Source organism: Brevundimonas sp. DW-iso22, from assembly GCF_058725425.1.
In genome coordinates this window covers 234,579-247,750 of record NZ_JBZXEB010000007.1, presented here as the reverse complement: position 1 = coordinate 247,750, position 13,172 = coordinate 234,579, and the positions used below count along the sequence as shown (strand labels likewise).

At 65.1% G+C, this 13,172-nt stretch carries 13 protein-coding genes; 3 read left to right on the top strand and 10 right to left on the bottom strand.

Features of this window, described 5'->3' with window-relative positions:
* Position 1: 1 nt before the first annotated feature.
* The 3 genes from proB to ald all read right to left on the bottom strand — a co-directional run bounded on the left by proB (position 2) and on the right by ald (position 3,428).
* Entirely contained in the window at positions 2-1,165 is a 1,164-nt protein-coding gene (gene proB / locus AC4PRM_RS13605) for a glutamate 5-kinase (protein WP_487921421.1), read from the bottom strand.
* Positions 1,162-2,220, bottom strand: a complete 1,059-nt coding sequence (gene obgE / locus AC4PRM_RS13600; RefSeq protein WP_492040270.1) for a GTPase ObgE — start codon at positions 2,218-2,220, stop codon at positions 1,162-1,164. The genes proB and obgE overlap by 4 nt, the downstream gene beginning before the upstream one ends.
* Positions 2,221-2,309: 89 nt before the next feature.
* The gene (ald, locus tag AC4PRM_RS13595) at positions 2,310-3,428 is read right to left on the bottom strand and encodes an alanine dehydrogenase (protein ID WP_492040269.1); all 1,119 of its coding nucleotides are present in this window, start codon (positions 3,426-3,428) and stop codon (positions 2,310-2,312) included.
* Between the two features lie 146 nt (positions 3,429-3,574).
* On the opposite strand from ald, the gene AC4PRM_RS13590 reads away from it, so the two are divergent.
* Positions 3,575-4,042 carry an Lrp/AsnC family transcriptional regulator gene (locus tag AC4PRM_RS13590; protein ID WP_373256800.1) on the top strand — a complete coding sequence of 156 codons (468 nt, stop codon included), beginning with the start codon at positions 3,575-3,577 and terminating at the stop codon, positions 4,040-4,042.
* A gap of 212 nt (positions 4,043-4,254) precedes the next feature.
* Here the strand turns inward: AC4PRM_RS13590 and AC4PRM_RS13585 are convergent, their stop codons facing one another.
* The 6 genes from AC4PRM_RS13585 to nepR form a co-directional block, all read right to left on the bottom strand.
* Complete coding sequence (locus AC4PRM_RS13585; RefSeq protein WP_492040268.1) at positions 4,255-5,709, bottom strand: NAD-dependent succinate-semialdehyde dehydrogenase; 1,455 nt, start codon at positions 5,707-5,709, stop codon at positions 4,255-4,257.
* Between the two features lie 58 nt (positions 5,710-5,767).
* Positions 5,768-7,444 (bottom strand): MFS transporter, encoded by a 1,677-nt coding sequence (locus AC4PRM_RS13580; protein WP_492040267.1) that lies wholly within the window; start codon positions 7,442-7,444, stop codon positions 5,768-5,770.
* A gap of 183 nt (positions 7,445-7,627) precedes the next feature.
* Complete coding sequence (locus AC4PRM_RS13575; protein WP_373256457.1) at positions 7,628-7,765, bottom strand: entericidin EcnA/B family protein; 138 nt, start codon at positions 7,763-7,765, stop codon at positions 7,628-7,630.
* A 39-nt stretch (positions 7,766-7,804) separates the two neighbouring features.
* A complete protein-coding gene (phyK, locus tag AC4PRM_RS13570) occupies positions 7,805-9,574 on the bottom strand; it encodes a sensor histidine kinase PhyK (RefSeq protein ID WP_492040266.1) in 1,770 nt (589 codons plus the stop codon).
* 1 nt (position 9,575) lies between these two features.
* A complete protein-coding gene (locus tag AC4PRM_RS13565) occupies positions 9,576-10,187 on the bottom strand; it encodes a sigma-70 family RNA polymerase sigma factor (RefSeq protein WP_373256454.1) in 612 nt (203 codons plus the stop codon).
* A complete protein-coding gene (gene nepR / locus AC4PRM_RS13560; RefSeq protein WP_373256452.1) occupies positions 10,184-10,378 on the bottom strand; it encodes an anti-sigma T factor NepR in 195 nt (64 codons plus the stop codon). The genes AC4PRM_RS13565 and nepR overlap by 4 nt, the downstream gene beginning before the upstream one ends.
* Positions 10,379-10,568: 190 nt before the next feature.
* Here nepR and phyR point away from each other — a divergent pair, with 190 nt between their 5' ends.
* On the top strand, positions 10,569-11,360 hold the full coding sequence (gene phyR, locus AC4PRM_RS13555) for an anti-anti sigma factor/receiver protein PhyR (RefSeq protein WP_492040265.1): 792 nt from the start codon (positions 10,569-10,571) through the stop codon (positions 11,358-11,360).
* Between the two features lie 84 nt (positions 11,361-11,444).
* Here the strand turns inward: phyR and AC4PRM_RS13550 are convergent, their stop codons facing one another.
* Positions 11,445-11,804 (bottom strand): hypothetical protein, encoded by a 360-nt coding sequence (locus tag AC4PRM_RS13550; protein WP_373256449.1) that lies wholly within the window; start codon positions 11,802-11,804, stop codon positions 11,445-11,447.
* 345 nt (positions 11,805-12,149) lie between these two features.
* Here AC4PRM_RS13550 and AC4PRM_RS13545 point away from each other — a divergent pair, with 345 nt between their 5' ends.
* Positions 12,150-13,172: an NADP-dependent oxidoreductase gene (locus tag AC4PRM_RS13545; RefSeq protein ID WP_487921426.1), complete on the top strand. Its 1,023-nt coding sequence runs from the start codon at positions 12,150-12,152 to the stop codon at positions 13,170-13,172.

The window sequence follows — 13,172 nt, the reverse complement described above, 5'->3', positions numbered from 1 at the left end:
TTCAAGGGGCGGCGGTCTCTCGCAGAGCCAGATCATCGGCGTGAATGACCACCGGACCGCCCGCATAACCCAGCGCGGCCTTCAGTTCACCGGAGCGGACGCCGATGATCTTGGCCACATCCTTGGCGTCGTAGCGCACCAGCCCCCGCGCGATCTCCACGCCCACCTCGTTGAAGATCTCGACGGGATCGCCCTTGCTGAAATCGCCTTCGCTGGCCGTGATCCCGACGGCCAGCAGAGACTTGCCGCGGGTGAGGGCGCGGGCACATCCCTTGTCGATCGTCAGTCGCCCGCGCGTGGCGAGCGATCCGCCGATCCATTGCTTGTACGCCGCCTTCACCGTGGTGGCCGGGGCGATCAGGGTGCAGCGGCGACCCTCTTCAAGCGTTGGAGCGCTACGTGTCTTGGGCCGTCCCTGGGCGATCAGTGTGGCGCAACCGGCCTCGGCGGCGATGCGGGCCGCCATCAGCTTGGTCGCCATGCCGCCGGTCCCGACACCCGCATCGGCATTGGCCCCGGTGGCCATGGCCTCCAGTTCCGGGGTCAGGGTCTCGATATAGGGGATGTGTTCGGCTTGGGGATCGACCCGCGGATCGGCCGTGTAAAGGCCATCGACATCGGACAGCAGGATCAGCAGGTCGGCGCTGATCATCTGGGCCACGCGGGCGGCAAGCCGGTCATTGTCGCCGTATTTGATCTGGTCGGTGACGATGGTGTCGTTCTCGTTGACGATCGGGACGGCCCCCATATCCAGCAGGGCTCCCACGGTGGCGCGGGCATTGAGCCAGCGGCGCCGCGTCTCGGTATCGTCCCGCGTCAGCAGGATCTGGGCGACGATGATGTCGTGGGGGTCGAAGACCGATTCCCAGGCATGCATCAGCATCGACTGGCCGGTAGCGGCGGCGGCTTGCTTTTTTTCCAGGCCGGGGCCGCGCGCCAGATTGCCCAGGCGCCGCCTTCCCAGGGCCACGGCCCCGGATGAGACGACCAGCACCTGCTTGCCCTCGGCCTGGAAGCCCGCAATGTCGGCGGCGAGCCCGCGCAGCCGGACCAGGTCGACCGCATTGGTCTTGCGATCGACCAGCAGAGAGGATCCGATCTTCAGAACGATCCGGTTGGCCGCTGCGATGGCGGTTGCGGCGATGGGCGGATCGGAAAGGGTCAAGGGGCCCACCCTCCGGGCGTATCCGCGACCGTTTCCTCGTCATCGACCATGATGATATCGCCGCGTGTCTTGCGCACCTCGTTCCAGGCCGCGCGCAGCAGCTCCGTCACGCCCTCGCCCGACACGCCGGAGACCAGCATGGGACGGCGTCCGGCGATGGCCTCCAGCTCCGCCGCCTTCTCCTCGCGTACTTCTGGCGTCAAGGCGTCGATCTTGTTCAGGGCCAGGATTTCGGTCTTGTCGGCCAGACCTGCGCCGTAAGCGTCCAGCTCGTGCCGGATGATCCGGTAGGCCTCGGCTACATCCTCTTGTGTCCCGTCGATCAGATGGATCAGGCTGGCTGAGCGTTCGACGTGGCCCAGGAAGCGCGTGCCCAGACCGGCACCCTCATTGGCCCCTTCGATCAGGCCGGGGATGTCGGCGATGACGAACCGCTCGGTCGGCGACAGATCCACCATGCCCAGATTGGGCACCAGGGTCGTGAAGGGATAGTCCGCGATCTTGGGCTTGGCCGCGCTGGCCGCGGCGAGGAAGGTCGACTTGCCCGCATTGGGCAGGCCGGCCAGGCCCACGTCCGCGATCAGCTTCAGCCGCAGCCAAATCCAGCGTTCCTGACCTTCCTGGCCGGGGTTGGCGTATTTGGGGGCCTGGTTCTGCGGGCCCTTGAAGCGGACATTGCCCCAGCCCCCGTTGCCACCCTTCAGCAGCATCTCGGTCTTGCCGGCGACGTCCATGTCCAGCAGCACCGTCTCCTTGTCGTCGTCCAGCACCTGGGTGCCGACGGGGACCTTCAGGATCACGTCCTCGCCCTTGGCCCCGTGCATCTGGCGGCCCATGCCGTGGGTGCCGGTCGCGGCCTTGAAATGCTGCTGATAGCGGAAGTCGATCAGGGTGTTCAGCCCGTCGGCCGCCGTGATCCAGACATTGCCGCCATTGCCGCCGTCACCCCCGTCCGGTCCGCCGTTGGGAATGAACTTCTCGCGCCGGAAGGAAACGGCACCCGCCCCGCCATTGCCGGAGCGGATGTAGATCTTGGCCTGGTCGAGAAACTTCATCGCGGACTTATGCCGCAACTGCGAGCAGAATTACAGGCGGTAGAGCAGCCCCCCTCACAAACCGTGAGGGGGCGCTCATCTAGCTGTCCTCAGTTCTTCGGCCAGACCCCGTACGGGTCACTCCAGCTCATGCCCAAGGCCTCGGCCACGGCGGGATAGGTGATCTCGCCCTTTAGAACGTTCAGGCCGCGCGCCAGGTGCGGGTCCGACTGCAGGGCGTCCAGGCCCTTGTTGGCCAGGGCCAGGCCGAACGGCAGGGTGGCGTTATTCAGGGCTTCGGAACTGGTGCGCGGGGCGGCACCCGGCATGTTGGCCACGCAGTAGTGGACCACGCCGTCGATCTCATAGGTCGGGTCTTCGTGGGTGGTGGCGTGGCTGGTTTCGAAACAGCCGCCCTGGTCGATGGCGACGTCGACCAGAACCGAGCCGTTCTTCATCGCCTTCAGATCTTCGCGCTTGATCAATTTCGGAGCCGAGGCTCCGGGAACCAGCACGGCACCGATGATCACATCGGCCTTGACCATCTCCTCGTCGATCGCATTGATCGAAGAGTAGCGCGTGATGACCCGGCCTTGGGTAACTTCGTCGATATAGGCCATGCGCGGGATGGAGCGTTCCAGCACCACCACCTCGGCCCCCAGGCCCATGGCCATGCGCGCCGCGTTCAGCCCGACGACGCCGCCGCCCAGCACCAGCACCCGCGCCGGAGCCACGCCCGGAACGCCACAGAACAGCAGCCCCATGCCGCCATTGTGCTTCAGCAGGGTCTCGGCGGCCGAGAAGACGGCGATGCGGCCGGCGACTTCGGACATGGGAGCCAGCAGCGGCAGGCCGCCTTTGGCATCGGTCACCGTCTCATAGGCCACGGCGGCGCACTTGGACGCCAACAGCCCCTTGGTCTGTTCGGGATCGGGCGCGAGGTGCAGATAGGTGAACAGGATCTGGTCCTCGCGGAGCATTTCCCATTCGACCTTCTGGGGCTCCTTGACCTTCACGATCATGTCGTTGTTTGCGAAGACGGTGGCCGCATCGGCGACGATGGCGGCCCCGGCCTTTTTGTAGTCCTCGTCGGTGAAGCCTGCACCCAGGCCTGCACCTGTCTCGATCGAGACCGTGTGGCCGTGGGCGACGTATTCGCGCACCGCCGTCGGCGTCAGGCCGATGCGGTGTTCGTTCTTCTTGATTTCCTTGGGGACACCGACGCGCATGGGACGTTTCCTGTGATGAGGGGTCGGTAAGGCCGACCGCGTTTCGAGCGCAATCTAGCGAGTGATTTGACGCAGGTTCCTGTTCTTTTCGGCGACTGATCGGCATACAGTCGCAGAAGCTGCGAACGGAGTGTGCCTTGAAGACGATTTCTGCCGTCACCCTGGATGACACTGATCGCAAGATGATCCGCGCCCTGCAGTCCGATGGGCGCATGACCAACAGCGACCTGTCACGCGCGGTGAACCTGTCCGAAAGCGCCTGCCTGCGCCGTCTCCGGGCGCTGGAGGCCGAGGGCGTCATCAGCCGCTATGCCGCCATCATCAACGAGCGGGCCGTGGGGCTACCGATCAGCGTCTTCGTGACCGTGACCCTGTCGTCCCAGGCCGAGAGCGCCCTGACCGCCTTCGAGACCGCCATTACCGGCGTGCCCCAGGTGGTGGAGTGCTATCTGATGACGGGCGGCTCGGATTACCTGCTGCGGCTGGTCGTGCGCGACGTGGACGACCTGGAGCGGGTCCACTCGCGCGAGCTGACCCGCATCCCCGGCGTGACGCGGGTCTCGTCCAGCGTGGCGATGCGGACGGTGGTCAAGCGCGGGGCCTTGCCGGTTTGACACCTTTGCGACCTGGCCTCCGAGCGATCTGAACCAGCGCTATGACGGCCCAGACCACGCCGATGAGCAGGATCAAATCACTGGTTATCTTGATCAGGCCATACAAGGTCACGGTCTGAGCCGACCGCGCCGTCGCCTCGGCCATGAGGGCGTGACACCCGAGGCGATCAGAACGGCGACCGGCCAGACGAGGGGCTGAAACTGCCGCCGCCTCACTTCAGGGCCAAGGTCAGGGCCTTGATGTCCAGATATTCGTCGATACCGTGGGTGGAGCCTTCGCGGCCGTAGCCGGAGGATTTTACACCGCCGAATGGCGCGACGGCCGTCGACATCAGGCCGGTGTTGATGCCGCACATGCCCGCCTCGATCCGGCGGCCGATGCGGAACGCGCGGTCCAGGTCGCGGGTGAACAGATAGGAGGCCAGACCGAATTCGCTGTCATTGGCCTTGGCCAGGACCTCGTCCTCACTGTCGAACGGGAAGACGGGGATCAGGGGGCCGAAGGTTTCCTCGTCGCGGAAAAGCTTGTCGTCTCCGCCCAAACTCACCGTCGGCTGGAAGAAACGGCCGCCCAGGGCGTGGCGTTGGCCGCCGGTCAGGACCTTGCCGCCCGAAGCCTGCACCTTCTTCAAATGCTCCTCGACCTTGGCGATGGCCTTGTCCTCGATCAGGGGGCCGACCTTGACCCCGTCCTCGAAGGCGGGACCGACCGGGATCTTGGCCACGGCCTCGGCCAGTTTGTGCGCATAGGTCTCGGCGATCGAGGCCTCGACATAGACGCGGTTGGGACAGACGCAGGTCTGGCCCGAGTTTCGGAACTTGCCCTTGATGGTCTCGGCCACGGCCAGGTCGATGTCGGCGTCGGCGAAGACGATCAGGGGCGCGGCCCCGCCCAGCTCCATCGACACCCGCTTCAGTGTCGGGGCGCATTGCTCCGAGAGTTTGCGGCCGACGGGCGTCGAGCCGGTGAAGCTCAGCTTGCGGATCAGGGGCGATGCGGTCAGGACGCCGCCGATGGTCGCCGCATCGCCGGTGACGACGCTGAGGGCGCCCTTGGGCAGACCCGCCTCATAGGCCAGTTCGGCCAGGGCGATGGCGGTGAAGGGGGTCTGGCTGGCCGGCTTGATCACGGCGGTACAGCCGGCGGCAAACGCAGGCCCCAGCTTGCGGGTCAGCATGGCGGCGGGGAAGTTCCAGGGCGTGATCAGGGCGCACGGCCCAACCGCCTCGCGGAAGGTCAGGATGACGTGACCCAGCGGGCTGTCCTGGGTTTCGCCCAGCAGGCGTTCGGCTTCGCCCGCGAACCATTTGATGAAGCCATTCGCATAGGCGACCTCACCCTTGGCCTCCTCGAACGGCTTGCCGTTCTCCAGCGCCATGAGGGCCCCCAGGCCCTCGGTATTCTCGTCGATTAGATGCGCCCATTCGCGCAAAAAGGCGGCGCGCTTGTGCGGGTCGGAGCGCGACCAGTCGGCGAAGGCGTCGTGCGCCGCGTCGATGGCTTCTTGCGTTTCCGCTACGCCCAGATCGGGAATCCAGCCGATCGTTTCGCCGGTAGCCGGGTCATCGACGGCGATGCCCTGGCCATTGGCAGGAATGGCCTTGCCCGCAATCAGGGCGTGCTGGCGCAGCAGTTTCAGTCCGGCGTCGCGGGCGGCGGTGTTCATGTCTGATCCTTGAGCTGGAGCATCACTAGTTGAGCATGATGCCAGCGCGTTTCAACGCTCAGTCGCCGATGGTGTTCAGATCGCGACCCCGGGTTTCCGGCAGGAACAGCAGGGCAACCGCTGCCGCCACCGCCGTGAACCCGACCGAGTACCACAGACCGAAATAGATATTCCCCGACCAGGCGACGAGCGCAAAGCTGGCCGCGGGCAGTAGACCCCCGACCCAGCCGGTACCGACATTGTAAGGCAGGCTCATCGCCGTATAGCGCACCCGTGTGGGGAACAGCTCGACCAAGGCCGCGGCCTGCGGCCCATAGACGGCCGTGGCAGCGATCATGAAGATCATCAGGATGCCGAACACGGCCAGCAGGTTGATCCGCGCGGGGTCGGACTTGGTGGGGTAGCCAGCCTGGGTCAGTGCCGTCTTCACGCGCGTTTCCACATCGGTGCGGGCGGCCTTCAGCGCAGCGGCCTCCAGGCCGGTGCCCTCGACCGAGGCGATCTCGACCGACCCGACCCGCACCACCGCAGGGGTACCGACCGGGGCCGCGACATTGTCATAGCTGACGCCTGCATTCGACAGCACGTTCTTGGCCAGGTCGCACGACGAGGCGAAGGCGGCCTTGCCGACCGGATCGAACTGGACGGCACAGGTGGCGGGATCGGCGACGACCGTCACAGGCGATGTCGCCTGGGCTTCGGCCAGGGCCGGATTGGCGGCGCGTGTCAGGGCCTGGAACCCAGGGAAGGCCGCGAGCAGAAACAGGATCATGCCTCCGATCATGACCGGCTTGCGCCCGACCCTGTCCGATAGCCAGCCGAAGAAGACATAGAGGAAGGCCGAGGCCACAGTGATCGCCAGGATCAGGCTGTCGACGGTCGAGACCTCGATCTTCAGCACCCGCTCCATGAAGAAGCGGGTGTAGAAATAGCCGGCGTACCAGACGGCCCCCTGGGCGAACATGATGCCGACCAGGGCGATCAGGACGAACTTGCCGATCTTCCAGGTGGCGAAGCTCTCGCGGAACGGGGCCTGGCGTTCGGTGCTTTCGGCCACCATCCGCTTGAAGGCCGGGCTCTCATGCAGCTTGAGCCGGATCCACAGCGAGATGACCAGCAGGAAGAAGGACAGCAGGAAGGGGATGCGCCAGCCCCATGCGTCGAAGGCCTCGACCCCCAGGATGGCGCGGGTGATCAGGATGACGCTGAGCGCCATGATCAGGCCGATGGCGGCGGTGGTCTGGATCCAGCCGGTCAGGAAGCCACGCTTCTTCGGCGGTGCATGTTCGGCGACATAGATGGCCGCCCCGCCGTATTCGCCCCCCAAGGCAAACCCCTGAACGATGCGCAGGAAGATCAGCAGGATGGGTGCCGCGATGCCGATCTGATCATAGTCGGGCAACAGTCCGATGGCGACGGTGGCCACACCCATCAGGGTGATGGTGACCAGGAACGTCGTCTTGCGCCCCGTCCTGTCGCCGAACCAGCCGAAGACCAGAGCGCCCAAGGGGCGCACCACGAAGCCGACGCCGAAGGTCAGAAGGGCCAGGATATAGGCCGTGGCTTCGCCCACATCGGCATAGAAGTGCCGGGCGATGATCAGGGTCAGAGATCCGAAAATGAAGAAGTCGTACCATTCGAAAGCGGTACCGGCGGCCGAAGCCCCGACCACGGTGCGCAGGCCGGGGCCCGCCCCCTCGGCATCATCCGTGTCGGCTGTCGTCGTCTTGGCCATGAAACGCCTCCCCGCGTCTGATCATGCGGGGTCGTCTGTAGCGCCCCTCGCCGTCCCTGCTTAACGCTGGAAATCGAGGGCGGAAATAGCAAAGGCCCGCCGGTGGGGGGACCGGCGGGCCTTCTTCAACCGAACCGCACGTCGGGGGGAAACGCGGTCGGGAACTGTCTTAGGTCGTAAGACCTAGTTCTTGGCTTCCTCGGCGGCACCGGTGACGGCGTTACCGGCGGCAGCGGCGTCCTGGCCCACGCCCGAAACCGTGTTGCAGGCAGCGGTGGTCAGGGCTGCGGCGGCGGCGACCAGAATGAAAATCTTGCGCATGGTAGGCTCCTCGAAACAGAAAACGCTGTGTCGAGGCTATCAATGCCTTCGTGTGGTGGAGGTTCCCAGGTCGGATGGATCAATCGGCGTAATCGCTTCCGGCGTGGCAAAGGTCATCCGCGCGAGGGTGCCGCCCGAGGGCGAAGGCACCATTTCGGCCGTGCCGCGAAGCTGTTTGGCAAAGGCCCCCATCAGGGTGCGGCCGACGCCTGCTCGTTCGGTTTCGCTGACGCCCGGTCCATCATCCTCGACCTCGAGGATACTGGTGTCGCCATCCACCTTGAAGCGGACCTTCAGGTCGCCACCGCGTCCGGCGAAAGCATGCTTCTGGGCATTGCTGACAGCCTCGACCAGCCAGAGGGCCAGGGGGGCCAGCTTGTCGGGATCCACGACGAGAGAATCCGCTTCGACGGACGAGGTCACGACCGGTCCGCGCCCCGCCTCTCCCGCGATCAGCTGGCCGACCAGATCGGTCAGGAACACCCGCGCATCCGCATAGCGCAGGTCGTCGCTCTGGTAGAGGGTGCGATAGATCAGCGCGAGCGCCGCGATCCTCTGGCGGGTGTCGCCGACCGCGGCCTTGGCCGGGGCGTCGGTCAGGGCTCGCTGCTGCATCGACAGCAGGGACGAGATGATCTGCAGATTGTTCTTCACCCGGTGGTGGATCTCGCGCATCAACGCATCCTTCTCCTCCAGCGAGGCGGTAAGGCTCTGGTTGCGGGCAGAAATCGTGTCGGCCAGATCGTTCAGCGTGCTGGCCAGGTTGCGGATTTCGGCGGGGGCATGCACGGCCTGTGTCGGCCGGACGCTGAACTTGCCCTTGGCATAGAGGGCCGCGATCCGCTCCAGATAGACCAGCCAGCGGACCACGATCCGCTCGCTGACCCAGGTCACGGACATCAGCGCCAGAAGCCAGGCCAGCACCGGCGCGAAGAAGGCCCCCAGCGGATTCAGCCGGGCCCAGGACAGCAGGTCGGGCGAGGGGGCTGACAGAAGCGCATAGAGATCGCGGCCCGCCACGGCGGTGCCGGCATAGACGCGGTTGCGGCCAAGCGTGTCTTGGCCTTCGAAGATGGTCGATCGCGTGTCCCCCACTTGCTCAACCCAGCCGTCCAAGGCCGAGCCGTTGCGCAGCAGGAAGGCGTCGCGGTCGGTGACGGTCAGAAGTCTTCCGCTCGCATCAGTCAGGGCCGCCTGGGAGCCCTCAGGGAGAGCCGGGTCATTGATGTCTGGCTGCAGTCTCGACAGGGGTACGACGGCGAGCATCACCCCGTTGAAAGACCCCATCGGCCGCTCCAGCCGGATGGCGACGATCAGACTGGGGGGTGCGCCAGCAACGTCGGGGGCACGGGTCAGGATGGTGTCCTCACCCGCCCGCAGGCGTCGAAACCACTCGGTGGTTGCGGCCTGCGACAGCCATGCAGGCAGGGGCTCCGAAAGGTTCTGCGACGCGCAGGTCGTCTGGCCCGTCGCGCTGAGACGAGCCAGACCGTCAATGTCTTCCAGACGCTGAACCAGAGAGGTCAGGCGAGGACGGCAGAACAGCTCCAGCGCCTCTGGGCGCAGGGCCTGGAGGAGCACGCTGGTGCTATCCAGCCGCGCCTTTGCAGTAGCCGAAGTACGCTCGACGGCCAGTTGCAGATCCGCGCGCTGATCTGCGTCCTGGGCCTCGAAGGCCCGGTTGGCCTGGAAGGCACCGAGCACGAGAATCGGCAGCAGGGCCACGGCCATGGCCAGACCCAGGCGAAAGCGGATGCCGTGCAGGCGCGATCCGCGCCGCCGTCCAAACGCCCTGGCCAGCCTTGCCACCCTATCGATCCGGGGTGCCGCTCAGGCGATCGGCAGCCGCCAGAATGGAGCGCATGGCATCGCCAGCGGCCCGTCCGTCACGGCCATAGGCCCCGGCTTCCAGTGTGGCCAGCAAAGCCTTGCGGGCGCGAGAGACCCGGCTTTTTACCGTGCCGACGGCGCACTGGCAGATTTCGGCGGCTTCTTCATAGGCAAAGCCACCGGCACCGACCAGGATCAGCGCTTCACGCTGTTCTTCGGGCAGGGTGTTCAGCGCCTGACGCAGCTCGTCCAGCGCCAGGGGGGATTCCGGATCGTCCACGGCGACAAGGGTGCGCTCTGCGGCTTCCTGGTCGAGCTGAGACTGACGCCACGACCGACGCTTTTCCGAGTAGAACTGGTTGCGCAGGATCATGAAGGTCCAGGCCTTCATGTTGGTGCCCAACTGATAGCTGGCGCGCGCATCCCAGGCCTTCATCATGGCATCCTGTGCCAGATCGTCGGCGGCCGTCGGATCCCCCGTCAGCGTCCGCGCGAAGGCGCGCAGGTGCGGAATCAGCGTGACCAGTTCGCGTTTGAAGGCACCATCGTCAGCAGAATCAGGCTTGGGCGGCGCAGGTTTGTGGGCGCTCACGCCTTGTCACTCCCGCGCTCGTCGGCGCGGCGCAGGATGTCCAGGAACTCGTCAGGCACAGGCTCGTTGACCACATCGTCGAACAGATGGCGCAACTTGACGCCAATGGCCTGTTGTCGAAGGCGCGCCTCTTCAAGCCCTGGCCCCTTGGCGGTGTCGGACTTGCCGGATGGATTGGTATCGTTTGTCATCAAGATTCGGTCGCCGCCTGGACTCTGTTGTCGGCCCGGAACGCCGCACACCGGGGGCGGTTCCTAGATGACACAGGTTTAATGCTCAAGCTTGCGGTGCCGAGCGGGAACCGTTGCCCGATTGGCACGTTGACGCGGCTTGCGAAGGCCTCATTGTCAGGGGCCTACTTCCTGTCGGGGACTATACTACATGAGCCTTCTGGCCCGCCTTGCGCCACACCTTCCCTATGTCCGGCGCTATGCGCGCGCCCTCACGGGTGATCAGACGACCGGCGACAACTATGTCCGCGTCGCGCTGGAAGCCCTGGCCGCAGGCGAGCGCCAGCTGTCGACCGATATGACGCCCCGTGTTGCACTGTATCACGTCTTCCACACAATCTGGACGACCACCGGAGCGCAGCTGGAAGACCGCAGCGGCATGGACGACGGCGACGCCTCGACCCGGTTGATGAGAATATCGCCTCGATCGCGCCAAGCGTTTCTGCTGACGGCACTGGAGGGGTTCACTCCTTCGGAGGCCGCGCAAATCCTGGATGCCGACGCTCATCAGGTCGAGCGCCTGATCGCCGAGGCCCAGTCCGATATCGATGCCGAACTGGCGACCGACGTCCTGATCATCGAGGACGAGGCCATCATCTCGGCCGATATTGAAAGCCTGGTCACCGAGCTTGGACACCGTGTCACCGCCACGGCCACCACCCATGATGAGGCCGTGGATGCCGTCGCCCGTCATCGCCCGGGTCTGGTCCTGGCCGATATCCAGCTGGCCGACGGGTCGTCGGGAATTGATGCGGTCAAGGATATCCTGAAGCGCTTTGATGTGCCGGTGATCTTCATCACCGCCTTCCCGGAACGCCTGCTGACGGGAGAGCGGCCCGAGCCGACTTTCCTGATCACCAAGCCTTTCCAGCCGGAAACTGTAAAGGCGGCGATCAGCCAGGCGCTGTTTTTCCACCCTTCGCGCCAGAAACAGGCCGCCTGACGCCTGCTGCGGGCCTGCACTTCAGCGCCTAGAAAGAGGGCCCGGTCGCCGACCGGGCCCTTATTGCGTATGAACAACGTCCCGTTAGCGGGATGGCTCAGCCGATGTCGTCGGGGCGTTCACATTGGGTGCGTCACCCGTGCCTGGTGCCGTCGGCTCCCCCGTCGAGGTAGTGGGCGCATCGGCTGCTGGGGGCGTGACCGAGTCACCGTCGAAGGCCTGTGAATCTACGGCCTGTCCGCCGACGTTGGCGTTGGTATTGGCAAAGCCGCCCTGGCTTACGAACCACATACCCAGCAAAAGTATTGCCACCGCGGCCGTGGAGATGACCAGAAGAACGAGTATGCGTCCCCCTGGACGCCCGCCACGGACGTATTTTGCATTAACCGGACGCCCCTCGTGGACGGCATCGGCAGCCTTGTCGTGCGGTGAGGGGTCGGTCATCTCAATTAATCCTGTAGCTTGAGTGTAGGTTTCATCCTTGGAACGCTGCGGGGGCGGCCCTGTTCCGGCCGTCTTCTCCCCGTCACTTTCAAATGGAAAGTTTGCATTTCACGGAACCGGAGTCTGCGAGGTCCGTTCACGTCATGCGAAGGCGACGACGCCCCCCCGACTTGAGACTGGCGCTAGTCAGTCTGTCGTCTTCGCGCTCATTCTCGATGATGCCACCTCACACGGCGGTTCCGATGTCGGAACCGCCGTTTCTTTGCCTGTGCCGCCAGACCGACTGGACACTGCCGCCCGCTTGACCACTATGCGCGTCTCGAAAGAAAACCTGAGGAGACCGATATGGCTCGCATCAATCGTCAGTGGGTCCTGCGCCAGCGCCCCAAAGGCTTGATCCAGCCCCGTGACCTAGAATTGGTCGACGGCGAGGTACCGACGCCACAGGACGGCGAGGTCCTGGTTCGTACCGTGTATCTCTCTCTGGACCCCACCAACCGCACCTGGATGAACGATGCCGAGGGCTACCTGCCCGCCGTGCCTCTTGGCGGAGTGATGCGCGGCTTGACCTTGGGTGTGGTCGAAGAAAGCCGGTCCGAGCGATACAAGGAAGGCGACATCGTCTCTACCGCTGCGGGCGGCTGGTCCAACTATGCCGCCATTCCTGACAGCGCAGTGTCGCGGATACACCGTGCGCCGGGCATGCCCCTCACCGCGAACATGAGCGTGCTCGGCATGACCGGTATGACCGCCTATTTCGGGGTGACAGATGTCCTGAAGGCCAAGGCGGGCGAAACTCTGGTCATCTCGGCCGCAGCCGGCGCGGTCGGTTCCATCGCCGGACAAATCGCCAAGGCCCGGGGTTGCCGCGTCATCGGTATCGCGGGCGGGGCCGAGAAATGCCACTGGCTGACCGGTGAACTCGGTTTCGACGCTGCCATCGACTACAAGAGCGAGGATGTCGGGGAGGCCCTGGATCGTCTGGCGCCGGACGGCATCGACCTGAATTTCGAGAACGTCGGCGGCGACATCATGATCGCCGTCTTCAACCGTCTGAAGACTCACGGCCGGATGGCGGTGTGCGGCCTGATCTCGGCCTACAATGCGACAAAGATGCCGCCGTCGCCCAACTTCTCGCGCATCATCACCCACCGGCTGAACGTTCAGGGATTCCTGGTGCTGGACTACGCCCATCGCGCCAAGGAGATGATCGAAGAGATGGGACCTTGGCTGGCGAGCGGGCAGGTCAAGTGGAAGGTTCACGTCGACGATGGGCTTGATGGTGCACTGGACAGCCTGAACCGACTGTTCACTGGCGACCACGACGGCAAGCTGCTGGTCCGGGTCTCTGAAGAACCCGCGGGCTGA

Excerpts from the sequence above, each read along its gene's own strand:
- obgE (WP_492040270.1), bottom strand. The coding sequence starts at position 2,220 with ATGAAGTTTCTCGACCAGGCCAAGATCTACATCCGCTCCGGCAATGGC.
- ald (WP_492040269.1), bottom strand. The coding sequence starts at position 3,428 with ATGCGCGTCGGTGTCCCCAAGGAAATCAAGAAGAACGAACACCGCATC.
- AC4PRM_RS13585 (WP_492040268.1), bottom strand. The coding sequence starts at position 5,709 with ATGAACACCGCCGCCCGCGACGCCGGACTGAAACTGCTGCGCCAGCAC.
- AC4PRM_RS13580 (WP_492040267.1), bottom strand. The coding sequence starts at position 7,444 with ATGGCCAAGACGACGACAGCCGACACGGATGATGCCGAGGGGGCGGGC.
- AC4PRM_RS13575 (WP_373256457.1), bottom strand. The coding sequence starts at position 7,765 with ATGCGCAAGATTTTCATTCTGGTCGCCGCCGCCGCAGCCCTGACCACC.
- nepR (WP_373256452.1), bottom strand. The coding sequence starts at position 10,378 with ATGACAAACGATACCAATCCATCCGGCAAGTCCGACACCGCCAAGGGG.
- phyR (WP_492040265.1), top strand. The coding sequence starts at position 10,569 with ATGAGCCTTCTGGCCCGCCTTGCGCCACACCTTCCCTATGTCCGGCGC.
- AC4PRM_RS13550 (WP_373256449.1), bottom strand. The coding sequence starts at position 11,804 with ATGACCGACCCCTCACCGCACGACAAGGCTGCCGATGCCGTCCACGAG.
- AC4PRM_RS13545 (WP_487921426.1), top strand. The coding sequence starts at position 12,150 with ATGGCTCGCATCAATCGTCAGTGGGTCCTGCGCCAGCGCCCCAAAGGC.